Source organism: Pantoea sp. SM3640, from assembly GCF_015654165.1.
Lineage (GTDB): Bacteria > Pseudomonadota > Gammaproteobacteria > Enterobacterales > Enterobacteriaceae > Pantoea > Pantoea vagans.
In genome coordinates this window covers 811,779-836,650 of record NZ_CP064872.1, presented here as the reverse complement: position 1 = coordinate 836,650, position 24,872 = coordinate 811,779, and the positions used below count along the sequence as shown (strand labels likewise).

Genomic DNA, 24,872 nt, shown 5'->3' with positions numbered 1-24,872 from the left:
CAAATAAACCGCGTAAACCGCGCGGGCGCTGACCGGGTTGACTACGCTTAGCTCAAAATAGCCTGCTGGAAATCTGATTGATGAGTTCTGCTACCCCTTTGGCACCACTCTTCACCCGTTCACAGCGTCAGTGCCATCTTTTATTGTTGCTGTTTCTGCCCGCACCCGTGCTTACGCTTGAAAAAATCTGCCAGCTGAATGGCATCGATCCTGCCGTTGCCCGACAGGATATCGCGGATGTAGGCCTTGAGATACAGCGATATCACCAGCTGGAATTGCATCAGATGGTGGATGGCAGCTTTCGTCTTCATGGTACAGAGCTGGACCGGCGCCTTTGTCTGCTGCACAACCTGCGACGCAGTCTGCGTTTATCGCAGGACTTTGTCTGCCAGCATTTTGCCACGCCGCTGCGTCAGCGCCTGAAGGTCATGAAGATTGAAAAAGCGTTGTGGGATGAGACCAATTTACAGGCGCTGATTCAGCACTGCAGCCTGCGTCTGAAACGTGATTTCAGCGAACGCGACCGGCTTTTTCTGCAGATATTTATGAAGTATGGCTTGTGCCAGCGTCAGCCGGTGCTGTTCAGTGAGGCGCAGTCTCTCTGGCTTCAGCAGAAGCCTGAGCGGCAGGCCGCCGAAGATGTGATACATCACTGGCGAAAACGCTGCCATCTTGCCCCGCACGTCAGTGAAATCGACTTCTGGACGCTGCTGTTCAGCCAGATTCATACGCCGGTCGTGGACGCAATTACCCATCCTGCTGAACAGCAGTTGATGAACGCGACGCAGCAACTGATCAATGACTTTGAAGCCTGCGCCGAAATCACTTTTGCTGACCGCGAAGAACTGCTGCACCAGCTCTATCCGCATCTGGCGCAGGCGCTCGATCGCACTCACTTTACTATCGGTATCGACAATAGTGTCGCACTGGATGTCAGCCGCCTCTATCCTCGCCTGCTGCGCACCACTCAGCAGGCCCTGCAGGCTTTTGAGCAGCACTACAACATTACTTTTACGCCGGAAGAGGTGAGTTTAATCACCATTATATTCGGTGCCTGGCTGATGCAGGAGAGTGCGCTGCAGGAGAAACAGGTGCTGATCCTGACCGGCGACGATGCCGACCTGGAGCAGGATGTGGAGCAGCAGATCCGGGAGATCACGCTGCTGCCTGTCAATATTTCCTATCTGGACGTGAAGCAGTTTCAGCGGGACGGCGCGCCGCGGGATGTCGACATCATCATTTCGCCCTACCCTACTTCGCTGCCCTTGTTCTCTCCGCCGCTGGTGCATGCGGAACTGCCGCTGACGCTGCACCATCAGCAGCGCATTCGTTATTTACTGGAGTCGTAGCCGGGACGCAGAAACAGTGCGGGCAGGGCCACCAGTGCCATCACCCAGAAAAGATGACCCTGCAGATGCGCGAACAGCACGCCGCAGATCATGGTCATTACTGCAATACCCCCGCCCATCGCCAGCGCGGAATAGAGCGACTGTAGCCGGATCACTTCTGCCCCCTGCCGCGCCGCGATAAAGCGCATCGCCGCCAGATGACAGACGGTGAAACTGCCACAGTGAAGGATTTGCGCCACAATCAGCAGCGGCAACGCGGTGCTGGCTCCCAGCAGGCCCCAGCGGATCAGCGCGCAGATGCCTGAAAGCAGCAGCAGGTCACGCGCGCTCCAGCGGCGGAACAGGCGGCTGCTCAGAGCGAACACGATAATTTCCGCCACCACGCCCAGCGACCAGAGATAACCCACCGTCGAGGCGGAGTAGCCGCTCTCCTGCCACCAGATAGCGCTGAAGCCGTAATAGGCAGCGTGCGCGCCCTGCAGCAGCGTTACGCAGAGCATAAATCGCCATACTGCATTTTCACGCAGCAAATCACGCCATTCCTGCCAGCCGCCGCCCGCAGCACTCTGACGCTCATGACCCTGTGGCTGGGTGGCCGGTCTCAGCATCATGCCAGCGAGCATGGCGATGACACCAACGGAAAGCAGCAGCAGAATAGCCTGAGAGGAGTAAGCACTGACCAGTACGCCGGTTAAAGCCGAGCTGATTACAAAGGCCAGCGATCCCCACAGCCGCACCGGCCCGTACGCCAGCCCAATCTGCTGTGTCCAGGTCGCGGCCAGCGCATCACTGAGCGGCACCAGCGGCGAGAAGAAGAGGTTAAAGCCGATCATCACAGTCAGCAGCCACATCCACTGCTCCCCTACCCAGAAACCGGCGGCGAACAGGCAGGTCATCAGCGCAAGCAGACGCAGCGCCGTAATCAAACGGCCGGGATTCTTAACCTGAGAAGCGATAAGCAGACTACCGACGAAGCGCGCGACCATACCACAGCCAAGCAGCAGGCCAATCTTCTCAGCATCCAGGCCGGTGCCTTTCAGCCACACGCCCCAGAATGGCAGATAGATGCCGTAACAGAAGAAGTAAGTGAAGTAGCCCAATCCGAGCCATCTGGCGGAGCCGATTGCCATATTCCCTCCAGCAAGTGTGCTGCCTCGCAGCATGAGTGGGCGCTACTCTGGCAGAGCGCCGCGGGACAGGCAATAAAAAAGGATGGCAGATGCCATCCTTTTTATGCTGTCTCACAACAGGTTAGCGATTAAGCGTAGACCGGCAGACGGCTGCAAATATCCAGCACTTTCTTCTTGGTGCGCTCAATGGTTGCTTCGTCATTGATGTTATCCAGCACATCGGCAATCCAGCCAGCCAGCTCACGCACGTCTGCTTCTTTGAAGCCACGACGGGTAACTGCTGGTGTACCGATACGGATACCGGACGTCACAAACGGGCTTTTCGGATCGTTTGGCACGCTGTTCTTGTTAACCGTGATATTGGCACGGCCCAGCGCCGCATCGGCTTCTTTACCGGTCAGGTTCTTGCTCACCAGATCGATCAGGAACAGATGGTTATGGGTGCCGCCAGACACGATGTCATAGCCACGCTCGATCAGCACTTCTACCATCGCTTTGGCGTTTTTTGCCACCTGCTGCTGGTAGGTTTTGAACTCTGGCTCCATCGCCTCTTTAAAGGCAACGGCTTTACCGGCGATAACGTGCATCAGTGGACCGCCCTGGCCGCCAGGGAAGACAGCAGAGTTCAGTTTCTTATAGAAATCTTCATCGCCGTTTTTCGCCAGAATGATGCCGCCACGCGGACCCGCCAGCGTTTTGTGGGTGGTGGAGGTCACGATGTGCGCATGTGGAATCGGGCTTGGATAGACTTCTGCGGCAATCAGGCCAGCAACGTGTGCCATATCGACAAACAGCCATGCACCTACGCTATCCGCGATTTCGCGCATTTTTGCCCAGTCGCAGACGCCGGAGTACGCAGAGAACCCGCCAACGATCATTTTTGGCTTGTGGGTTTTCGCCAGTTCAGCCAGTTCGTCATAGTCGATTTTACCGGTCTCATCGATACCGTAAGCCACTACGTTATAGAGTTTGCCGGACAGGTTAACCGGTGATCCGTGAGTCAGGTGTCCACCGTGCGCCAGGTTCATCCCGAGGATGGTATCGCCCGGCTGCAGCAGCGCGGTGTAAACCGCGAAGTTAGCCTGGGAACCAGAGTGTGGCTGCACGTTAGCGTAATCAGCGCCAAACAGTTCTTTTGCACGGTCGATCGCCAGTTGCTCAACGATATCAACGTACTCACAGCCGCCGTAGTAGCGTTTGCCCGGATAGCCTTCAGCGTATTTATTGGTGAGCTGAGAACCCTGCGCCTGCATAACACGCGGGCTGGTGTAGTTTTCAGAAGCAATCAGTTCAATGTGCTCTTCCTGACGCACTGTCTCCTGCTCCATTGCCTGCCACAACTCGGCATCGTAATCGGCAATGTTCATATCACGCTTTAACATCCGGATCTCCTGACTCAGCTAACTTTCTGACGGTATTTACCCCCCTTCAGGGGCGAAGGCCCACAGTGTAAACCGTTTTAACAGGTGAAGGTAGGGTGAACCGCCTCTTTTTACGCAAACGATTGGCTGGCTGCTGGCTCGGCATTTTTACACCTTTTTACCCCGTTCAGACGCCACGATTTTTCTTCAGACTGTGACGAAGGTTTTTCATGATGCACTAAAAAGTTGCCACTCAGACAACCAGAAAGTTCATTGGGTTATTTACACCGTAGACGGAGCGGCCATAAGATGCATTTAAAATACATGTTTATCTGAGAGGCTAATTCCATGCTTGATGCCCACACCATCGCTACCGTTAAATCGACCCTGCCTGCCATCGCTGCCTGCGGCCCAAAGCTTACGGCCCACTTCTATGACCGCATGCTGTCGCAGCATCCGGAACTCAAAAACGTCTTCAACATGAACAACCAGCGCAACGGCGATCAGCGTGAAGCGCTGTTCAACGCCATCTGTGCCTATGGCGCGAATCTGGAGAATCTGGCGGCGCTGCTGCCTGCGGTGGAAAAGATTGCGCAGAAACATACCAGCCTGAATATCCAGCCTGCGCAGTACGCCATCGTCGGTGAAAATCTGCTGGCAACCATTAAAGAGCTGCTGGATCCAGGCGAAGAGGCGCTGGCGGCATGGGGCAAAGCCTACGGCGTACTGGCGAGCGTATTCATCAATCGCGAAGAGGAAATTTATCAGGCCACGGAGCAGCAAACCGGCGGCTGGCGCGGCACCCGGGCGTTTCGCATCAGCGCAATTGCGCAGCAGAGCGATGTGATTAAAAGCTTTACCTTTACGCCGGTAGATGGCGGCCCGGTCGCCGCCTTTAAGCCCGGTCAGTATCTGACGGTGCATCTGCAGCCTGCCAGCTTCGAACATCACCAGATTCGTCAGTACTCTCTGACGCATCTCAGCAACGGCAAAGCGTATCGCATCGCGGTGAAACGTGAAGCGCAGGGCACCGTCTCCGGCTGGCTGCATCAGAATGGCAAGGTGGGTGATGAACTGATGCTCGCCGCACCGCACGGCGACTTCTTCCTTGAGGTCGATCCTGTCACGCCAGTCGCGCTGATTTCCGCAGGCGTGGGTCAGACGCCGATGCTGGCGATGCTCCATGCGCTGGCAGCAAGCCAGCACCGCGCGCCGGTCAGCTGGCTGCACGCCGCAGAGAACGGTAAACAGCATGCGTTTAGCGCGGAAGTTCGTGACACAGGCGCACAGCTCGCCGATTTCGTCAGTCATGTCTGGTACCGCTATCCCGCGGCTGAAGATGCCGGTCGCTATGACGCGCAGGGTCTGATGGATATCACCGCGCTTTCAGCTCGGCTCACCTTACCTGACACCCACTTCTATCTCTGTGGCCCGCTGCCTTTTATGCAACATGTGGTAGCGCAACTGCGTGATGCCGGTGTGGCAGATTCACACATCCATTACGAACTCTTTGGTCCGCACAAAGGTATGTGATTAAGCCATAAAAAAAGCTCGCAGCGCGTGTTTAAATTGCCAACAAATCCAATGTAAACCAGGCAGCCGCACATAAGTCTAAAGCGAAGGGAACACGGGCAGAGGAGGAAAGCGTCCCGCGACAGGACGTCGCGGGCCGAGCGTGCCATGGATGGCGGGTTTTGCGTCTTTCCGATCTGACCGTGTTCCCGGAGCGGGCTCGGTTTCAAAGCCAACCTCACCAAGTCCCAGCATAAAAAAAGCCCGCAGCGCGGGCTTCTTTATGCTGATAAAGAGGTTATCAGATCGCCTCTTCATCCTCTTCACCCGTACGGATACGCACTACGCGCGCCACGTCGAAGACGAAGATCTTACCATCACCGATTTTGCCGGTCTGCGCCGTGCGCATAATGGTCTCGACGCAGGTATCAACGATATCGTCGCCCACCACCATCTCGATTTTCACTTTAGGTAAAAAATCGACCATATACTCTGCGCCGCGGTACAGCTCAGTGTGCCCTTTCTGGCGACCAAAGCCCTTTACTTCACTCACGGTCATCCCGGTGATGCCCACTTCCGCTAAGGCTTCACGAACATCATCGAGTTTGAATGGTTTGATAATCGCATCAATCTTTTTCATGTCAGACCCTTTTTCACTCCCTCCATGGTCAGAGGGTTTATCAAGTATAAATGTTACTGGCGCTGTCGGGCGGTAATATCCGGGTTTCTTCAGGTTGCCGCAAGCGCTGTCAGATTGTGCTGACTGCAGCCATTCTGCGTCGGGCCTGATCAGTCAACCTCCCGGTATCACTTCGCCGCCCCCGCTACTCTTTGAAATCACTGGCGTCCAGTTCATGCCGGGACAGCAGCTTATAGAACTCCGTGCGATTACGCCCGGCCAGACGTGCGGCGTTGGTCACATTGCCTTTGGTCATCTGCAACAGCTTACGCAGATAGTTCAGCTCAAACTGATTGCGCGCCTCAGCAAAGGTCGGCAACGCGCTGTTCTCGCCGCTTAAGGCCTGCTCCACCAGCGCATCGCTAATCACCGGCGATGAACTCAGTGCCACGCATTGCTCAATCACGTTCACCAGCTGACGCACGTTGCCCGGCCAGCTGGCCGCCATCAGACGCTTCATCGCATCGACAGAAAAACTGCGAATCTGCGGTTTATGCCTTTCTGCCGCCTGACGTAACAGATGATTAGCCAGCAGCGGGATATCTTCGGTGCGCTGATGCAGCGCCGGAATCTTCAGATTCACCACATTCAGACGATAGAAGAGATCCTCACGGAATTCCTTCTTCTCCATCGCCTTTGGCAGATCGCGATGGGTAGCTGAAATGATGCGCACGTCGATCTCAATATCGTGATCGCTACCCAGCGGCCTGACCTTACGCTCCTGCAGCACCCGCAGCAATTTCACCTGCAGCGGTTGCGGCATATCGCCAATCTCATCCAGGAACAGCGTGCCGCCGCCAGCGGTTTTAAACAAACCGTCACGGGCACTGACCGCGCCGGTAAACGCCCCTTTAGCGTGACCGAACAGCTCTGATTCCAGCAGCTGCTCCGGCAGTGCGCCACAGTTAATGGCGACAAACGGCTTGCCGTTACGCGGGCTGGCGGCGTGAATTGCCTGCGCCAGCATCTCTTTACCGGTGCCGCTCTGACCGTTAATCAGCACGCTGACGTCGGACTGCGCCACCATGTGCGCCTGCTCCAGCAGCTTCAACATCAGCGGGCTGCGGGTGACAATCGCTTCGCGCCAGCGGTCATCGCTGACCGGTGCCTGCTGTGCCAGCGCCTCATCAATGGCTTTATAGAGCGCATCTTTGTCCACCGGCTTGGTCAGGAAGCTGAAGACGCCCTGCTGCGTGGCAGAGACCGCGTCCGGAATGGAGCCGTGCGCCGTCAGGATAATCACCGGCAGACCGGTGTGGCGCTTCTGGATTTCGCCAAACAGCGCCAGACCGTCCATCTCGTCCATCCGCAGATCGCTGATCACCAGCTCGATTTTCTCTTTCTGCAGCAGACGCAACGCTTCAGGTCCGCTGGCCGCAGTAGTGACCTGATATCCTTCGCTGCGAAGACGCATGCCCAGCAGCTTCAGCAGGCTGGGATCGTCATCCACCAGCAGCAATTTTGCCGCTTGTCTTACCATCATTGCTCCTCATCCTGCGGCAGTGCCGTGCCGTGACCGCTGTCAGACACATCCGGGGCTTTGCGTGATGAAAGCTGACGCTCGATGTCAGTCAGCCGCTCCAGCTTATGCTGCGTGTCGCTGAGCTGCTGCTGCTGTTTCACCATCTGCTGGCGTATCGCCTCAAGCTGCGTATCACTGCTCTGCTGCAGATGGGCATACCGGGTGCGCGCTTCACTGAGGTCAAGCTGCGCGGTCTGATTACTGCGCCACAGCTGAATCAGCGGGCGCACGGACTGCGGGAAATCGCTGCTGTAGCGATCCAGGGTTTCAACATAGCGACGACGTTCAACAGGCGTCACGTTGCCGTTGGACATCAGTACGCCCTGCTTGAAGGCGCGCGACCAGTTTTCAGCCGGCCAGCGATGGGCTTCGGCACGGGCCTCCGCGGGAGAAAGACGTTCGGCACAGTCGATCGCCCGCATCCAGTAGAGGGTGTTACCCAGCGCCGTATTATTTTCTATCGGCCACAGGTCACTGCAGCGGGTCGCCAGGTAATCAGCGATTCTGACCTCGGGTTCCGCCACCTGATGGCCTGATGGCAAAGAGGAGGTGGCCGGGGAGGTCGTACATCCGCTGAGGAGCAGCGTAGTCAGCGTGCTCAACAGCAAAGCGGGTAAATATTTCATCAGTCAGACTTTCCCGGCTGTGGTGTTAAGTTCAATTCGAAAACAGACGTCAGCCTGATCGCAGGAGACCAGCGTCAGGTCGCCCTGCATCCGGCGCAGGCAATCTTTGGCGATACTCAATCCCAGCCCGCTGCCTTTCACCGGCCCTTTACGCTGCTGGCTGCCCTGGTAGAACGGTTCGAAAATCATTGCCTGCTCTTCCGGCGGAATCGGCGAGCCGCTATTCGCGACCTCAATCCAGACCCGATCGCCCTGCTGCTGACTGCGAAGCCAGATGGTACCGGATTCGCTGCCGTAGTTCACGGCGTTCGAATAGAGGTTGTCGATGACCCGCATCAGTAACATCGGTTCTGCCAGGCAGTGATTGACCTTAAGATCGACGACCGTCTGCATCAGTTTGGCGCGCGCCGAGAGCGCATGTGCGTTAACGACATCTTCCACAATCTCCGCCACGCTGACCGGCTCCAGCGCGATCGGGCCATCCGCCAGTTTGCGGTTGTAATCGAGCAACTGTTCAATCAGCTGCTGCAGATGGCGGCTGCTGCTGTCGAGGATAGTGACCACCTCTTTTTGATCGGCATTCAGCGAGCCGGCGACTTCGTCCGCCAGCAGTTCCGTGCCTTCACGCAGGCTGGCCAGCGGCGTTTTCAGCTCGTGAGAGAGATGGCGAAGAAATTCATGACGCTGCGATTCCAGCCACTGAAGCCGCTCGCTGAGCCAGACGATGCGCTGTCCCAGCGATCGCAATTCGCGCGGACCGCGAAATGTCCCGCTGTTACCCAGTGCCCGCCCTTCGCCAAGCCGGTTGATCATCCGTTCAATACGCTTAACAGGACCGATAATCATGCCGGTAAACAGCGTCATCAGTGCCAGACTGATGATAAACAGAATCAGCGCCTGCCAGCCAAAAAACTGGCCCCGATCGGCAATTTCGCGCTGCAACTGTAAGCCACGCGAAAAGACCACCTCGCGCGTGTCCTGCACCATCTGCGCATTGGTCGCAGAAAAGCGATCCAGCGCCTCTGCGGCAACCGGCACCGGATTGCCATTGTCACATTTCAGTGGCGTCAGCAGCGGCAGTGTCGCCTGTAAGGTCTGGAATGCGGGCAGTTCGGGCAGGCTGGCGCTGTGTGAGCTCAGCATCTGACTGTAGCGGGTATGCTGAGTCTGATAGAGGCGCGCCAGCGAGGCATCATCCAGCACGCAGTACTGGCGATAGCTACGCTCCAGCTCAACTGCCGTTCGCGCCATCGCCTCACTTCTGCGTACATCGGTAAAGGTATTGCGGTTGGTGTCCGCAGCCTGTTCGCTTAATGCAGAGAGACTTTCCCACGCCTGCCAGGCCAGTACCAGCAGGGGCAGCAGCACCAGGACAAACGCCATCAGCACCAGCTGACGCAGAGAACGGGGAAATAAACGCCATTTTTTCACGCAGCCGCTTCCTTAAGATTCGCTGTCTGGATGCTAGCGGACTCTGTCTGCGGAAGAAAGGGGAACAAAAGAAAACGGCAGGCTCAATGGCCTGCCGCTGGCACGACGCGTAGTGCATCGCGTAAGAATGGGTGGAGCCTTACTCAACGTTACGTCCGGTGTTTGATAACGCAAGCGATTATCGGTCAGGTGGACGGCAGGCTCCGTTTGGTGCGTCATTCGGGCTTTATGAGCTCTTATCCGCTAAGCGGGGCAATCATAAACAGGTGAATGAGCAGCTGCATGAGTATAGCAAGTTCCATGCCAGAAAATAAATCATTATATTTTTCAGCAAATTGAGCAGGCCCGCCCGCTGACTGTCGCGAAAAATCTTATATAAGCACAGGCTGTCTGTCTCCGTAAGGCGACACTAAAACCAGTCTGATAATCACACATTAAAAATCAACGAGATAAATGTCGCCATAAAGAGACAGTGCAATGACTCTGTTGTCGCCATTTGCCAACAACGGCGCAAAAAAGAACAGGAGGCACGCTGGCCTCCTGTTCATTTCAGTGGATTAAATTAACCCAGCTGTCTGCGCGCATTGCGGAAAATGCGCATCCACGGACTGTCTTCGCCCCACTCGGCCGGATGCCAGGAGTTACTGACGGTACGGAACACGCGCTCCGGATGCGGCATCATAATGGTGACGCGGCCACTTTCATTGGTCACGGCGGTAATGCCGTTCGGAGAACCGTTCGGGTTAGCCGGATAGGTTTCTGTCACCTTGCCGAAGTTATCGACGAAGCGCAGTGCCACCAGTCCTTTCGACTCCAGCGCTGCCAGATGCGTCGCATCACGGACTTCGACAAAGCCTTCACCGTGCGACACCGCGATAGGCATATGCGAACCGGCCATGCCGTCCAGCAGCAGTGACGGACTGGCGGCCACCTCGACCAGGCTAAAGCGTGCTTCAAAGCGCTCAGACTGGTTACGCACGAAGCGCGGCCAGAGATCGCTGCCCGGGATCAGTTCGCGCAGGTTGGACATCATCTGGCAACCGTTGCAGACGCCCAGCGCCAGGGTTTGCGGACGGTGGAAGAAGGTTTCGAACTCGTCACGCACGCGCGGGTTGAACAAAATCGATTTCGCCCAGCCCTCACCGGCACCGAGCACATCACCGTAAGAGAAGCCGCCACAGGCCACCAGCGCCTGGAACTCTTCCAGGCCGCGACGTCCGGCCAGCAGATCGCTCATGTGAACGTCAATGGCGGTAAAGCCAGCCCGGTCAAAGGCGGCGGCCATCTCGACGTGTGAGTTCACGCCCTGCTCACGCAGCACCGCGACGCGTGGACGTGCGCCCGTAGCGATCATCGGCGCCGCCACATCTTCCTGCGGATTGAAGGTCAGATTCACATTCAGGCCAGGGTCGCTGTCGTTCTTCTTCGCTTCATGCTCCTGATCGGCACACGCCGGGTTGTCACGCAGGCGCTGCATCTGCCAGGTGGTTTCCGCCCACCAGGTGCGCAGCGTGGTACGGCTTTCGCTGTAAACCGCGCTGTCACCGGCACGGATCACAAAGCGATCGCCCGGCTGTGCGCTGCCCAACAGATGCGTCGAGGCGGCAAGGCCGTGATCCGCCAGGATCTGCTCAACCGCCGCGCGATCGGCGGCATTGATCTGGATCACCGCACCCAGCTCTTCGGTAAACAGAGCAGCCAGCGCATCGTTGCCCAGCGAGGCGATATCAACGTCGATACCGCAGTGACCGGCAAACGCCATCTCGGCGAGCGTCACCAACAGACCGCCGTCAGAGCGGTCGTGGTAGGCCAGCAGTTTCTGCTCAGCCACCAGCGCCTGAATCGCATTGAAGAAGCCCGCCAGCTGTGTGGCATCACGCACGTCGGCAGGTCTGTCGCCGAGCTGACGATAGACCTGTGACAGCGCGGTTGCGCCCAGCGTATTCGCGCCGTTGCCCAGGTCAATCAGCAGCAGCAGGTTATCCTGATCAGCCTGCAGCTGTGGCGTGACGGTACGACGAACATCTTCGACGCGAGCAAACGCGGTAATCACCAGCGACAGCGGTGAGGTCATCTCACGCTGTTCGGTGCCTTCCTGCCAGCGGGTTTTCATCGACATCGAATCTTTACCGACCGGGATAGTGATCCCCAGCGCCGGGCAAAGCTCTTCGCCGACCGCTTTCACCGCCGCATATAAACCGGCATCTTCGCCCGGATGACCGGCTGCAGACATCCAGTTAGCCGAGAGTTTCACGCGTTTCAGCGAACCAATCTGCGTTGCCGCCAGGTTAGTCAGTGCTTCACCCACCGCCAGACGGCCCGACGCCGCGAAGTCCAGCAGCGCAACCGGAGAACGTTCGCCCAGGGCAAAGGCTTCGCCGTGGTAGCTGTCGAGACTGGCGGTAGTCACCGCACAGTTGGCAACCGGGATCTGCCACGGGCCGACCATCTGATCGCGCGCTACCATGCCGGTCACGCTGCGGTCACCGATGGTGATCAGGAAGGTTTTCTCCGCTACGGCAGGCAGATGCAGCACGCGATTCACCGCATCGACCAGCGTAATGCCGTCGCGCTGCAGTTCGGTCCCCTGTGCCTGCTGTGTCACCACATCACGCGTCATTTTCGGCGTTTTGCCCAGCAGCACGTCAAGCGGCATGTCGATTGGCTTATTATCGAAATGACTATCTTCCAGGCTCAGGTGCAGTTCTTCGGTCGCTTCACCAATCACCGCGAACGGAGCGCGTTCGCGCTGGCAGATCGCCTCAAACTGTGCCAGCTGATCGGGTGCGACGGCCATCACATAACGTTCCTGTGATTCGTTACACCAGACTTCCAGCGGGCTCATGCCTGGCTCGTCACTCAGGATGTCACGCAGGTTAAACCGGCCACCGCGGCCACCATCGCTAACCAGCTCCGGCATGGCGTTGGAAAGGCCGCCCGCGCCTACGTCGTGAATAAACAGAATCGGGTTCTCATCGCCCAGCTGCCAGCAGCGGTCGATCACTTCCTGGCAACGGCGTTCCATTTCCGGGTTATCACGCTGAACCGAGGCGAAGTCGAGATCGGCATCCGACTGGCCCGAGGCCATGGAGGATGCTGCGCCGCCGCCCAGGCCGATGTTCATAGCCGGTCCACCCAGCACCACCAGCTTCGCGCCGACGGTGATTTCGCCTTTCTGCACATGATCGGCACGGATGTTACCGATGCCGCCCGCCAGCATAATCGGCTTGTGATAGCCGCGCAGCTCGGTGCCGTTGTGGCTGGTGACCTGCTCTTCATAGGTACGGAAGTAGCCGTTCAGCGCCGGACGACCAAATTCATTGTTAAACGCAGCGCCGCCCAGAGGCCCGTCGGTCATGATTTCCAGTGCGCTGACGATGCGCGCCGGTTTGCCGAAATCCTCTTCCCACGGCTGTTCAAAGCCAGGGATGCGCAGGTTAGAAACCGAGAATCCAACCAGGCCCGCTTTGGGCTTGGAGCCGCGTCCGGTTGCGCCTTCATCACGGATCTCACCACCGGAACCGGTCGCGGCGCCTGGCCACGGCGAGATGGCCGTTGGATGGTTATGCGTTTCCACCTTCATCAGGATGTGCGCGGCTTCCTGATGCCAGCGGTATTCGCTCTCGCCGGCGTCAGCAAAGAAGCGGCCAACCTCTGACCCTTCCATCACGGCGGCGTTATCTTTATAAGCAGAGAGCACGAAGTCCGGCGTCTGCTCCATGGTGTTTTTGATCATCTTAAACAGCGACTTCGGCTGTTTCTCGCCGTCGATAATCCAGTCGGCGTTGAAGATCTTGTGACGACAGTGCTCAGAGTTCGCCTGCGCAAACATATAGAGTTCAATGTCGTTGGGATTGCGGCCCAGCGCGGTAAATGCCGCCACCAGGTAGTCAATTTCATCGTCTGCCAGCGCCAGACCCAGCGAGATATTTGCCTGAACCAGCGCCTGACGGCCCTCACCCAGCAGATCGACGCTCTTCACCGGCTGCGGCGTATGGTGCGCAAACAGCTGCTCAGCCTGCGCCAGATCGCTATAGACCGTCTCCATCATCCTATCGTGCAGCAGTGTACCCAGCGTCTGCCACTGCACTTCTGTCAGTTGCGGAGCCTGCACATAAAAAGCCAGACCGCGTTCCAGACGACGTACCTGCGGCAGGCCGCAGTTATGAGCAATGTCGGTGGCTTTGGATGACCAGGGCGAAATGGTACCGGGACGTGGTGTCACCAGCAGCAGACGTCCCTGTGGGGCATGTTCAGCGAGAGAGGGACCATACTTCAGCAGGCGTTGCAGGCGGCTCTGTTCGTCAGCGGTTAAAGGCGTACTGACATCAGCAAAATGGATGTACTCAGCGTAAATATCACTCACCGGCAGATGAGCGTCCTGAAAGCGGGTCAGCAGTTTGTTTACACGAAATGCCGACAGGGCGGGCGAACCACGCAGAATTTCCATTAATAAGTCTCTCGTCAGGGCGCCGGGCGACGCTTGATTGGGCGCAACAGGGAAAACGGGGCGTATTATAGAGAAAGCGACCTCGTGACGAAACCGTTTGCGCACAATTTTTGGCAACCCGGATTTGCCTGAATTTTGCGCAAAAGCTGCTATAAAAGTTGCTCAGTGTGATTTTGTTGCGCAAAATGCCCCTCGCTCTGGGAGTTCAAAGAAGATAAATACTGCCTTTAAAAGACAGAGGCCTTAGAGCCAGCGAGAGATAACTATTTGAAACGCCTAAAATTTAATTATCTGTTTATCGGTCTGGTTGCCGTGCTGTTAGCGTTAGCGCTGTGGCCATCCATTCCCTGGTATGGGGGTGGGCAGGACAGGATTTCACAGATTAAATCACGGGGAGTCCTGCGGGTCAGTACCATCAACTCCCCATTAACGTACTACACAGTTAACCAGTTACCGGCCGGTATGGATTATGAGCTGGCAAAACGCTTCGCCGATTATCTTGGCGTCAAACTGAAGGTGACGGTTCGTCCTAACCTGAGCGATCTGTTTGATGATCTTGACGAGGGTAAAGCCGATTTGCTGGCCGCTGGCCTGAACTACAACAATGAACGCCTGACGCGCTATCAGACCGGGCCAGGTTACTACAACGTTTCACAACAGCTGGTCTATCGCGTGGATAAGCCACGCCCTAAAAACCTCGGTGACTTAAAGGGGCGGCTGACAGTTGCGTCCGGATCGGCCTATCTGTCCACGCTCAAGAGCGCCCGTTCCAATCAGTTCCCCGATCTGGACTGGGCGATCTCCACCGATCAGAGTCCTAAGGCCCTGCTGGAAGCGGTCGCCGACGGCAAGCTCGACTACACCATTGGTGACTCGGTGACCATCGCCCTGCTGCAGCGCATCTATCCGCAGCTGGCGGTGGCGTTCGACGTTACCGATGAAGAGCCGGTGACCTGGTATGTGCGGCACAGCGATGACGACAGTCTGAATGCAGCAATGCTCGACTTTTTTAATGGTATGGGCGAAGAAGGCGCGATGGCGCGGCTGGAGGAGAAATATCTCGGTCACGTCGGTACCTTTGACTATGTTGATACCCGCACATTCCTGCGCGCCATCGACAATACGCTGCCCGACATCAAGCCGCTGTTTGAGAAGTACGCCACCAGCATCGACTGGCGGCTGCTGGCGGCGATCTCTTATCAGGAGTCGCACTGGAACCCGCAGGCTACCTCACCGACCGGCGTGCGCGGCATGATGATGCTGACGCGTAACACCGCTGATAGCCTGGATGTGGGCGATCGAACCGATCCCGAACAGAGCATTCGCGGCGGCAGTCAGTATCTGCAGGATATGATGGCGAAGGTGCCGCAGACCATCCCGGAAGATGAGCGCATCTGGTTTGCGCTGGCAGCTTATAACATGGGTTATGCCCACATGCTTGACGTCCGCAAGCTGACGGCACGCCAGGGCGGTAATCCGGACAGCTGGGCGGATGTGAAGCTGCGTCTGCCCATGTTAAGCCAGAAGCGCTACTACACGCAGACAGCGTATGGCTATGCCCGTGGACATGAAGCCTATAACTACGTGGAGAATATCCGCAAGTATCAGATAAGCCTGGTGGGTTATCTGCAGGAGCAGGAGAAGCGTCTGGCGCGGCAGGCTGAAGCACAGGCCGAACTGGCGAAGGGCTACCCGGCGGTTGAACCGAAGATCGCCATGAACTAACCCTGGCGTTGCGCCTGACGCAGCACTTTTTTCTGCTCACGACGCATACGGAAGAAGTCGCTCAGCATGGCGGCACACTCTTCAGCCAGCACGCCGCTATGCAGTTCAACCTGATGATTCATGCCAGGATGGCCCAGCACATCCAGCAGCGATCCCGCTGCCCCACTTTTAATATCGTGCGCACCATAGACCAGTCGGCTAATACGGCTGTGAACCATGGCACCGGCACACATCACACACGGCTCCAGCGTGACGTAAAGCGTTGTATCCAGCAGGCGGTAATTTTCCAGTATTTTACCGCCCTGCCGCAGCGCCATGATCTCTGCATGCGCGGTCGGATCGTGCTGGCCGATGGGCCGGTTCCAGCCTTCCCCAATCACCCGGTCGTTCTGAACCAGCACGGCCCCCACCGGCACTTCGCCCTGCTCCCAGGCGCGACGCGCCAGGCTCAGCGCGTGGCGCATCCAGTATTCATCTTGTTGTTTCACGCTGACCACTCCGGGCGACTGAAAAGCGGCGCATTATAGCGATCTCTGCGAGCGTGTCGAAACTTATTCCAGCTGCTGCAGTTCACCCGCCGGGGTTACACGCCAGCGATGCTGACAGAAGAACAGTAACGGGTTGTCCTGTTTGCTGTCGCTGTAGCCACTGTAGAGCTGTAACGGCGTGCCGATTTTCTCTTCAAGTTGGGCCACTTTCTCATGACCGAGGCAGCGCATCGCCAGCACACGCCCGCCCCAGCCGCGACGCATCTGACTGGCAATCAGCTTCACGCGTGGCAGAAACGCGGAGTCATAATAGACCTGCTCCACCAGCGACTGTGGCGATCCGGTGATCAGCCAGACGTCAGCGTCATCACTGCCGAGGTAATCCGTCAGACGCTGCTGCACCATCGGAAAGGCCTTTACGCGCAGGCGAAACCACTGGGCAAACTCGGCTTCGAGGCGCAGCAATGTCTGCTCGGAGCGGCCAAAGGTAATTGACCAGAGCAGCAGGCTCATGGGCCAGCGTGCCGCGCGGCCTTTAAACAGCAGACCGATGCCCACCACCGGCAGTAACGGCACCACCAGCAGCAGATTAAGCGGGCGGCGACGCAGCAGATAGCGCATAAAGGTGCCGAACATGTCCTGCTGATGCAAAGTGCCATCGAGGTCGAAAAATACGATGCGACGTTGTGTTCCCCTGGTCAAACAACTCTCCTTAACGGCTGATTCCGGGATGATAAAGAGTAGTGTAGCCATCATCAGGCGGTACGGCGATGACGGTCATTTTTAATTCCGATGACTACAATGCCCGATGAATAGTTTATTCTTCACTGATTATCCCTGAATTACGAGGATTGGGCATGAGTTCATTGCTGCGCATTCGCCAGCTTTATCCACGTCTGGCATTGAACGAGCGTCGGCTGGCGGATTTTTTACTGTCGCAACCCGATCGGGCACGTCATCTGAGTTCGCAAAAGCTGGCGGAAGAGTCGGGCGTCAGCCAGTCGAGCGTGGTGAAATTTGCTCAGAAGCTGGGATATAAAGGCTTTCCGGCGCTTAAGCTGGCTCTGAGTGAGTCACTGGCGGACAAGGATGCCATTACCGTGCATAACCATATTCTCAGCGACGATCCGCTTAAAATGGTGGGCGAAAAGCTGCTGACCGAAAAGCTCTCGGCGATCCGCGCCACGCTGGATATCAATAGCGAAGAGAAGCTCAACGATGTGTTACAGCTGCTGAAAAATGCCCGGCGCATTTTACTGGTCGGCATCGGCGCATCGGGCCTGGTGGCAAAGGACTTCTCCTGGAAGCTGATGAAGATCGGGATTAATGCGGTGGCGGAACAGGACATGCACGCCCTGCTGGCCAGCGTACAGGCGATGGGGCCAGGCGATGTGCTGCTCGCCATCTCCTACACCGGGGAACGGCGCGAGATTAATCTGGCGGCGCAGGAAGCGGTTCAGGTTGGGGCCGATGTGGTGGCGTTTACCGGCTTTACGCCGAACACCCTGCAACAGAGTGCCAGCTACTGTCTCTACACGGTGGCGGAAGAGCAGAGCACCCGCAGCGCGGCAATCTCCTCGACCACAGCGCAGCTGGCCCTGACCGATCTGCTGTTTATGGCGCTGGTGCAAAACGATCCGGAACGTGCGTCGAGTCATATTCGTCACAGCGAAGCGCTGGTGAAAAAGCTGGTCTGATCAGTGGCAGCGCGTATAATACCCGCGTTTTTTCTGTTGTTACCAGGTGGGATAAATGGCGCTGTTGATTACGTCCAGATGCATTAACTGCGATATGTGTGAACCGGAGTGCCCGAACCAGGCGATTTCACTGGGCGATGCGATCTATGAGATTGATGTCAGCCGCTGCACGGAATGCGTCGGGCATTACGAAGCGCCAACCTGTCAGCGGGTCTGCCCCATCGACAACACCATTATCAGTGACCCACAGCACACCGAATCACGCGATGCGCTGTGGGATAAGTTCGTGCTGCTGCACGGCTAGCTTTCAATGATCACCGTGGCGCAGGCGTAGTGACGCTCATCGGCCAGCGTTACGTGAACGTGGTTAACGCCCAGCTTCTCTGCCACGTCAGCGGCCTGCTGAAAGAAGCGTAACCCCGGTTTACCCAGCGCATCGTTGTAAACTTCGAACTGATTAAATGCCAGACCACCGCGAATGCCGGTGCCGAAGGCTTTGGCTGCCGCCTCTTTAACCGCAAAGCGTTTGGCGAGAAAGCGCACCGGCTGTTTGTGCGCCTGATACTGCTGCCATTCGGCTTCACTCAGCACCCGACGCGCCAGCCTGTCGCCGGAGCGCGCTATCACGTCGGCGATGCGTTCAATCTCAACGATGTCGCTGCCCAGACCCAGAATAGCCATCAGCGGCGGGCTTCACGTAGCAGTTGCTTCATCTCTTTGACCGCATCCGGCAGGCCACTCATCACCGCACGGCCGATAATCGCATGGCCGATATTCAGCTCATGCATTTCCGGCAGCGCCGCAATCGGCAGCACGTTATGGTAGGTCAGACCGTGACCGGCATTCACCTTCAGCCCCAGGCTGGCGGCAAAGGTCGCGGCATGGCGAATGCGTGCCAGCTCTGCGTCACGCGCCCTTCCCTCGGGAGCCTCAGCATAAGCGCCGGTATGAATTTCGATGTAAGGCGCACCGGTAGCAACGGCCGCTTCGATCTGGCGGTGGTCGGCATCAATAAACAGTGAAACCAGAATGCCCGCGTCACTCAGCAGTCGTACGGCCGCGTTCATCTTCTCCTGCTGCCCTGCCACATCCAGTCCGCCTTCCGTAGTCACTTCCTGACGCTTTTCCGGCACCAGGCAGCAGAAATGGGGCTGGATATCACAGGCGATGCCGATCATCTCATCAGTGACCGCCATCTCCAGATTCATGCGCGTCTGGATGGTGTCCCGCAGAATTCGCACGTCGCGGTCGGTAATGTGACGGCGATCTTCGCGCAGGTGCACTGTAATGCCGTCTGCGCCTGCCTGCTCGGCGATGAACGCTGCCTGCACCGGATCGGGATAGTTTGTCCCACGGGCGTTACGCACCGTGGCAATGTGATCGATATTGACGCCTAACAGCAACTCAGCCATAACCATCCTCACTTCTTTTCCATCGTGATGTTGAGTGTACCGCGCAACTATAAACCGTCAGTACACCCTGCGCTATTCATCTGCCTGTTCGGGCTTTTTCTTCGGGATAAACTGGCGGAACAGCTCCTGACTTTTCAGCGGCTTGCCACCCAGGTAGGGCTTCAGGGCAATACGGGTAAACCGCTTCGCAGCGCGCAGCGTGTCGGCATCGGGAAACTCACGTTCGCACAGGGCGTGCAACTCACGGCCGGTAAAGCTGCGCTGATTAACCACCAGACTGGCGATAAAGCCACGCTCTTCACGGTAACTGTACGTCATGTCGTCGCTGACCGGCTCGCCGCTGCCGGCACAATGCAGGAAGTCGACGCCGTAGCCCAGGTGACCGAGCAGCGCCAGTTCAAAACGACGCAGTGCCGGTTCGGGCTTGCCGTGCGTTGAGGCTAATGCCTGAAGGCAGTTGAGATAGTCGAAGAAGAGTTCCTGGAAAGGCGATTCCGGCTGCAGTACGCGAGAGACCAGCTCATTGACGTAGAGACCGCAGTAGAGCGTAATGCCGCTGAGCGGTAAAGCCAGCGACACCGCTTCGGCGTTGCGTAGGGTTTTGACGTCCCCGCGCCCGCTCCAGCGAACCAGCAGCGGGGTAAAAGGCTGTAACGCACCTTTCAGCTGGGAGCGCCGCGAGCGTGCGCCCTTGGCCAGCACCCGGACCCGCCCTTCGTTTTCACTGAACAGGTCGAGCAGCAGGCTGGTTTCGCTGAAGGGACGACTATGCAGCACAAAGGCGCGTTGCCAGCCTTCCATTGAATCAGAGATCGTCTGTATAACCCAGGCTGCGCAGCGCTCGTTCGTCATCTGCCCAGCCGGATTTCACTTTCACCCACAGTTCGAGATGCACTTTCGCTTCGAACATCTCTTCCATGTCCCTGCGCGCTTCTGTTCCGATGACTTTGATTTTGGCACCTTTGTTGCCAATCACCATCTTCTTCTGCCCTTCGCGCTCGACCAGAATCAGACCATGGATGTCATAACCGCCGCGTTCGTTGGTCACGAAGCGCTCAATCTCCACGGTGACCGAGTAAGGCAGTTCAGCGCCCAGGAAGCGCATCAGTTTTTCACGGATCATCTCTGACGCCATGAAACGCTGAGAGCGATCGGTGATGTAATCTTCCGGGAAGTGATGATCGGCCTGCGGCAGATGCTTGCGGGTAATCGCCGCAATGGTATCGACGTTTTTGCCGCTCTCCGCAGAGATTGGCACGATATCAAGGAAGTTCATCTGCTGGCTGAGGAACTGCAGATGCGGCAGCAGAATGGTTTTATCCTGGATGTTGTCGACTTTATTCACAGCCAGCACAACCGGCACTTTATTGTCGCGCAGTTTGTTTAACACCATCTCATCATCTGGCGTCCAGCGGGTACCTTCAACGACGAAGATCACCAGCTCTACGTCGCCAATTGAACTGCTGGCTGCGCGGTTCATCAGACGGTTAATGGCGCGCTTCTCTTCCATGTGCAGTCCGGGGGTATCGACGTAAATCGCCTGATAGTTGCCCTCAGTATGAATGCCCATGATGCGGTGGCGCGTGGTTTGCGGCTTACGCGAGGTGATCGACACCTTCTGCCCCAGCAACTGGTTCAGTAAGGTGGATTTACCGACGTTCGGTCGGCCAACAATCGCGACAAAGCCGCAATAAGTAACGTTTTCGCTCATTCGAGTCCTGAATTGTTCAGCGCCTGATGCGGCGCCGAAGAGTGCTATTTGAGTCATGTGTCATTCAGCGTCTTCTGACGCCGGGATAGAGCTGTCAGAGGGTGATTGATTCAGCGCCGGTCCGGCACTGTCACCCCGACAGACCTATTCGAGACCTAATTTTATCAGTGCCTGTTCAGCCGCTGCCTGCTCGGCTTTACGACGGCTGGAGCCGACGCCGACGACCGGCTCGGCCATGCCACTCACCTGACAGTGAATGGTAAATTCCTGATCGTGGGCTTCGCCACGCACCTGCACCACCAGATAACTTGGCAGCGGCAGATGACGTCCCTGCAGATACTCCTGCAGGCGCGTTTTGGGATCTTTTTGTTTGTCGCCAGGACTGATTTCATCCAGGCGCGTCTGATACCAGTCGAGGATCAGCTGCTCTACCCGCTCGATGCTGCTGTCGAGGAAGATGCCTCCAATCAGCGCTTCCACCGTATCCGCCAGGATCGATTCGCGACGGAAACCGCCGCTTTTCAGCTCACCCGGCCCTAAGCGCAGGCACTCGCCAAGATCAAATTCGCGAGCCATTTCAGCCAGCGTATTGCCACGCACCAGCGTGGCACGCATGCGGCTCATGTCACCTTCATCAACACGCGGGAAGCGGTGATAAAGGGCATTCGCAATCACATAGCTAAGAATAGAATCGCCCAGAAATTCCAGGCGCTCGTTGTGCTTACTGCTGGCGCTGCGGTGAGTCAGGGCCTGCTGTAACAGTTCCGAATGAGTAAAAGTGTAGCCCAGTTTGCGCTGAAGCTTGTTAATCAGGATGGGGTTCATGCGATTCCAGTTCTTTGTTGCGTCTGTGACTCTGCATACCAAACGGGGCTGGCAGTCCAACACGTTCCGTTTGGTGTGCAGTGGCCTCCCTGAGGAGGCCACCCGATTTGCCTGTTAATCAGACAAAATTATTAGTGGATACCGCCGATGCGACTGAATCGCACGCCGGTTGGCCACTGACCTTCTTGTTTCTCAAAGCTCATCCAGATAGCGACCGCTTTGCCGACCAGATTACGCTCAGGGACAAAGCCCCAGTAGCGGCTGTCGGCGCTGTTATCACGGTTGTCGCCCATCATGAAGTATTGCCCTTTCGGCACGACCCAGCTCGCCTGCGGCTGACCCGGCTGCTGATAATACATGCCTGCCTGACTCTGCGCTTCGTTAACCAGCAGAATGTCATGCGTCACGTTACCGATTGTCTCTTTGCGGGTTCCCAGGCGCAGACCACCGCGCAGGGTATCGCCCTGTGGCACCTGATAAAAACCGTTGCCGGTTTCGTTGCCATCAAAGCCGCTAAAGGTCTGAATAAAATTGCTTGGCTCAACGTCGGTGTAAGTCACTGCTAACGCTGTGTCGCAGGCTTTATCATCACCACAGGTCGGTTTCACCGTCAGCGTTTTGCTGTAAGGATCATAGATGACTTTATCGCCTGGCAGGCCAATAACGCGCTTAATGTAGTCCAGGCTCGGATCTTTCGGGTATTTAAATACCGCAATGTCGCCACGCTTCGGCTGACCGGTTGGGATCAGCGTCGTCTGGGTAATCGGATCTTTAATGCCGTAAGCAAACTTCTCCACCAGGATAAAGTCGCCAATCAGCAGTGTTGGCATCATCGAGCCAGAGGGAATCTGGAACGGTTCGTAAATAAACGAACGCACGATGAAAACCACGGCCAGCACCGGGAATACAGACGCGGTGGTCTCAACCCAGCCTGGCTGTGAAGAGACTTTCGCCAGCGTTTTGCTGTCAAGCGCGTTACCGGTCTGGGCCTGCGCCGCCGCCTGTTTCGCGCGACGCTCGGGTGCCCATTTGAAACGATCAATTACCCAGACGATGCCAGTAATCAGCGTCGCTATCGCCAGAATCAGGGCGAACATATTAGCCATTGGAAATCCTTATTTGCTGTCCTTACCGACATGCAGAATGGCGAGGAACGCTTCCTGTGGCAGCTCAACGTTACCAACCTGCTTCATACGCTTCTTACCATCTTTCTGTTTCTGCAACAGTTTCTTCTTACGACTGACGTCACCGCCATAACACTTGGCGAGAACGTTTTTACGCAGCTGTTTAACGGTTGAACGCGCGATAATGTGGTTACCAATCGCAGCCTGAATCGCAATATCAAACTGCTGACGCGGGATGAGCTCTTTCATTTTCTCAACCAGATCGCGGCCGCGATAAGGCGCATTGTCGCGGTGGGTAATCAGCGCCAGCGCATCCACACGTTCAGAGTTAATCAGTACGTCGACGCGCACCATGTCTGAAGGCTGGAAACGTTTGAAGTTGTAATCCAGCGAGGCATAACCGCGCGAGGTAGATTTCAGACGGTCAAAGAAGTCGAGGACCACTTCTGCCATCGGAATTTCATACGTCAGTGCAACCTGATTGCCGTGGTAAACCATGTTGGTCTGCACGCCACGCTTCTCAATACAGAGCGTGATAACGTTGCCCAGATACTCCTGCGGCAGCAGCATGTGACATTCCGCGATCGGCTCACGCAGTTCTTCGATGTTATTCAGTGGCGGCAGCTTGGATGGGCTGTCGACATGAACAATTTCGCCGCCGGTGGTCACGACTTCATACACTACCGTCGGTGCAGTGGTAATCAGATCGAGGTCGTATTCGCGCTCCAGACGCTCCTGGATGATTTCCATGTGCAGCAGACCGAGGAAGCCACAGCGGAAACCAAAGCCCAGCGCCGTTGAGCTTTCTGGCTCATAGAACAGCGAGGCATCGTTCAGACTCAGCTTGCCAAGCGCATCACGGAACGCTTCATAGTCGTCAGAGCTGATCGGGAACAGACCGGCATAAACCTGCGGCTTCACTTTTTTAAAGCCTGGCAGCGCTTTGTCTGCCGGGTTGCGGGCGGTGGTCAGGGTATCCCCCACCGGTGCGCCGAGGATATCTTTAATGGCGCAGACCAGCCAGCCGACTTCACCGCAGTTCAGTTCATTACGATCGACACGTTTCGGGGTAAAGATACCCAGGCGATCAGCGTTATAGACCTGGCCGGTGCTGAGGACTTTGATCTTGTCACCTTTACGCATGGTGCCGTTTTTCACACGCACCAGCGAGACAACGCCCAGGTAGTTATCAAACCAGGAATCGATAATCAGCGCCTGCAGCGGGCCTTCCGGATCGCCTTCCGGCGGCGGAATATCGCGCACTAAGCGTTCCAGCACGTCCGGAACGCCGACGCCGGTTTTAGCGGAGCAGCGCACCGCATCAGCCGCATCAATGCCGACGATATCTTCAATCTCCTGCGCAGCGCGATCGGGGTCGGCGGCCGGCAGGTCAATTTTGTTCAGAACCGGCACTACTTCCAGATCCATCTCCATCGCGGTGTAGCAGTTCGCCAGTGTCTGCGCTTCAACACCCTGACCCGCATCCACCACCAGCAATGCACCTTCGCAGGCAGCCAGTGAGCGGGAAACTTCATAAGAGAAGTCTACGTGGCCCGGAGTATCGATGAAATTGAGCTGGTAAGTTTCGCCGTCTTTCGCGTGGTAATCGAGTGTGACGCTCTGTGCTTTGATAGTAATGCCACGCTCCCGCTCCAGATCCATAGAGTCAAGAACCTGCGCAGCCATTTCACGGTCAGAGAGGCCACCGCAGATCTGAATAAGGCGGTCAGAGAGCGTAGATTTACCATGGTCGATATGAGCGATGATGGAGAAATTTCTTATGTGCTTCATTTATAGGGATATCTTCGCTTAAAATTCAGTTGAAAATCT

General features: G+C 56.8%; 21 protein-coding genes. 5 read left to right on the top strand and 16 right to left on the bottom strand.

Annotated elements, in window-relative coordinates:
* The first annotated feature begins 80 nt into the window (after positions 1 to 80).
* Positions 81 to 1,349, top strand: a complete 1,269-nt coding sequence (csiE, locus tag IV493_RS03965; RefSeq protein WP_195857763.1) for a stationary phase inducible protein CsiE — start codon at positions 81 to 83, stop codon at positions 1,347 to 1,349.
* Here csiE and IV493_RS03960 read toward each other — a convergent pair.
* Positions 1,331 to 2,479, bottom strand: a complete 1,149-nt coding sequence (locus tag IV493_RS03960) for a 3-phenylpropionate MFS transporter (RefSeq protein ID WP_147789536.1) — start codon at positions 2,477 to 2,479, stop codon at positions 1,331 to 1,333. The two genes, csiE and IV493_RS03960, sit on opposite strands and share 19 nt — an antisense overlap.
* A 128-nt stretch (positions 2,480 to 2,607) precedes the next feature.
* Positions 2,608 to 3,861, bottom strand: a complete 1,254-nt coding sequence (gene glyA / locus IV493_RS03955; protein WP_013358744.1) for a serine hydroxymethyltransferase — start codon at positions 3,859 to 3,861, stop codon at positions 2,608 to 2,610.
* 327 nt (positions 3,862 to 4,188) lie between these two features.
* Here glyA and hmpA point away from each other — a divergent pair, with 327 nt between their 5' ends.
* A complete protein-coding gene (hmpA, locus tag IV493_RS03950) occupies positions 4,189 to 5,373 on the top strand; it encodes an NO-inducible flavohemoprotein (protein WP_195857762.1) in 1,185 nt (394 codons plus the stop codon).
* Between the two features lie 280 nt (positions 5,374 to 5,653).
* Here hmpA and glnB read toward each other — a convergent pair whose 3' ends face one another.
* From glnB to purL, 5 genes are all read right to left on the bottom strand, one after another.
* Positions 5,654 to 5,992 carry a nitrogen regulatory protein P-II gene (gene glnB, locus IV493_RS03945; protein WP_003848647.1) on the bottom strand — a complete coding sequence of 113 codons (339 nt, stop codon included), beginning with the start codon at positions 5,990 to 5,992 and terminating at the stop codon, positions 5,654 to 5,656.
* Positions 5,993 to 6,176: 184 nt separating this feature from the next.
* Entirely contained in the window at positions 6,177 to 7,511 is a 1,335-nt protein-coding gene (gene glrR / locus IV493_RS03940; RefSeq protein WP_061063753.1) for a two-component system response regulator GlrR, read from the bottom strand.
* Positions 7,511 to 8,179, bottom strand: a complete 669-nt coding sequence (gene qseG, locus IV493_RS03935; protein ID WP_013358748.1) for a two-component system QseEF-associated lipoprotein QseG — start codon at positions 8,177 to 8,179, stop codon at positions 7,511 to 7,513. Before qseG ends, glrR begins: the two co-directional genes overlap by 1 nt.
* Before the next feature lie 3 nt (positions 8,180 to 8,182).
* Positions 8,183 to 9,610: a HAMP domain-containing sensor histidine kinase gene (locus IV493_RS03930; protein ID WP_013358749.1), complete on the bottom strand. Its 1,428-nt coding sequence runs from the start codon at positions 9,608 to 9,610 to the stop codon at positions 8,183 to 8,185.
* 562 nt (positions 9,611 to 10,172) lie between these two features.
* Positions 10,173 to 14,060: a phosphoribosylformylglycinamidine synthase gene (gene purL / locus IV493_RS03925; RefSeq protein ID WP_195857761.1), complete on the bottom strand. Its 3,888-nt coding sequence runs from the start codon at positions 14,058 to 14,060 to the stop codon at positions 10,173 to 10,175.
* Between the two features lie 267 nt (positions 14,061 to 14,327).
* Between purL and mltF the strand changes: the two genes are divergently transcribed.
* Positions 14,328 to 15,785: a membrane-bound lytic murein transglycosylase MltF gene (mltF, locus tag IV493_RS03920; RefSeq protein ID WP_013358751.1), complete on the top strand. Its 1,458-nt coding sequence runs from the start codon at positions 14,328 to 14,330 to the stop codon at positions 15,783 to 15,785.
* Here mltF and tadA read toward each other — a convergent pair.
* Positions 15,782 to 16,249 (bottom strand): tRNA adenosine(34) deaminase TadA, encoded by a 468-nt coding sequence (gene tadA, locus IV493_RS03915; RefSeq protein ID WP_033783906.1) that lies wholly within the window; start codon positions 16,247 to 16,249, stop codon positions 15,782 to 15,784. The two genes, mltF and tadA, sit on opposite strands and share 4 nt — an antisense overlap.
* Before the next feature lie 87 nt (positions 16,250 to 16,336).
* Positions 16,337 to 16,975: a phosphatidylglycerophosphatase C gene (yfhb, locus tag IV493_RS03910; RefSeq protein WP_033783907.1), complete on the bottom strand. Its 639-nt coding sequence runs from the start codon at positions 16,973 to 16,975 to the stop codon at positions 16,337 to 16,339.
* A gap of 155 nt (positions 16,976 to 17,130) precedes the next feature.
* Between yfhb and IV493_RS03905 the strand changes: the two genes are divergently transcribed.
* Positions 17,131 to 17,970, top strand: coding sequence for a MurR/RpiR family transcriptional regulator (locus IV493_RS03905; RefSeq protein ID WP_010257643.1), 840 nt, complete (start codon positions 17,131 to 17,133; stop codon positions 17,968 to 17,970).
* 55 nt (positions 17,971 to 18,025) lie between these two features.
* The gene (locus IV493_RS03900) at positions 18,026 to 18,274 is read left to right on the top strand and encodes a YfhL family 4Fe-4S dicluster ferredoxin (protein ID WP_013358754.1); all 249 of its coding nucleotides are present in this window, start codon (positions 18,026 to 18,028) and stop codon (positions 18,272 to 18,274) included.
* On the opposite strand, the gene acpS is transcribed toward IV493_RS03900, so the two are convergent.
* The 7 genes from acpS to lepA all read right to left on the bottom strand — a co-directional run bounded on the left by acpS (position 18,271) and on the right by lepA (position 24,833).
* Entirely contained in the window at positions 18,271 to 18,651 is a 381-nt protein-coding gene (gene acpS / locus IV493_RS03895; protein ID WP_013358755.1) for a holo-ACP synthase, read from the bottom strand. The two genes, IV493_RS03900 and acpS, sit on opposite strands and share 4 nt — an antisense overlap.
* Entirely contained in the window at positions 18,651 to 19,382 is a 732-nt protein-coding gene (gene pdxJ / locus IV493_RS03890) for a pyridoxine 5'-phosphate synthase (RefSeq protein ID WP_147789541.1), read from the bottom strand. The genes acpS and pdxJ overlap by 1 nt, the downstream gene beginning before the upstream one ends.
* 72 nt (positions 19,383 to 19,454) lie before the next feature.
* Complete coding sequence (gene recO / locus IV493_RS03885) at positions 19,455 to 20,183, bottom strand: DNA repair protein RecO (RefSeq protein WP_033733548.1); 729 nt, start codon at positions 20,181 to 20,183, stop codon at positions 19,455 to 19,457.
* Between the two features lie 4 nt (positions 20,184 to 20,187).
* Entirely contained in the window at positions 20,188 to 21,093 is a 906-nt protein-coding gene (gene era, locus IV493_RS03880; protein WP_033733549.1) for a GTPase Era, read from the bottom strand.
* Between the two features lie 144 nt (positions 21,094 to 21,237).
* On the bottom strand, positions 21,238 to 21,918 hold the full coding sequence (gene rnc / locus IV493_RS03875; protein ID WP_010257656.1) for a ribonuclease III: 681 nt from the start codon (positions 21,916 to 21,918) through the stop codon (positions 21,238 to 21,240).
* A 131-nt stretch (positions 21,919 to 22,049) separates the two neighbouring features.
* Positions 22,050 to 23,024 carry a signal peptidase I gene (lepB, locus tag IV493_RS03870; protein ID WP_033733550.1) on the bottom strand — a complete coding sequence of 325 codons (975 nt, stop codon included), beginning with the start codon at positions 23,022 to 23,024 and terminating at the stop codon, positions 22,050 to 22,052.
* Positions 23,025 to 23,033: 9 nt separating this feature from the next.
* Complete coding sequence (lepA, locus tag IV493_RS03865; protein ID WP_013358760.1) at positions 23,034 to 24,833, bottom strand: translation elongation factor 4; 1,800 nt, start codon at positions 24,831 to 24,833, stop codon at positions 23,034 to 23,036.
* Positions 24,834 to 24,872 lie beyond the last annotated feature (39 nt).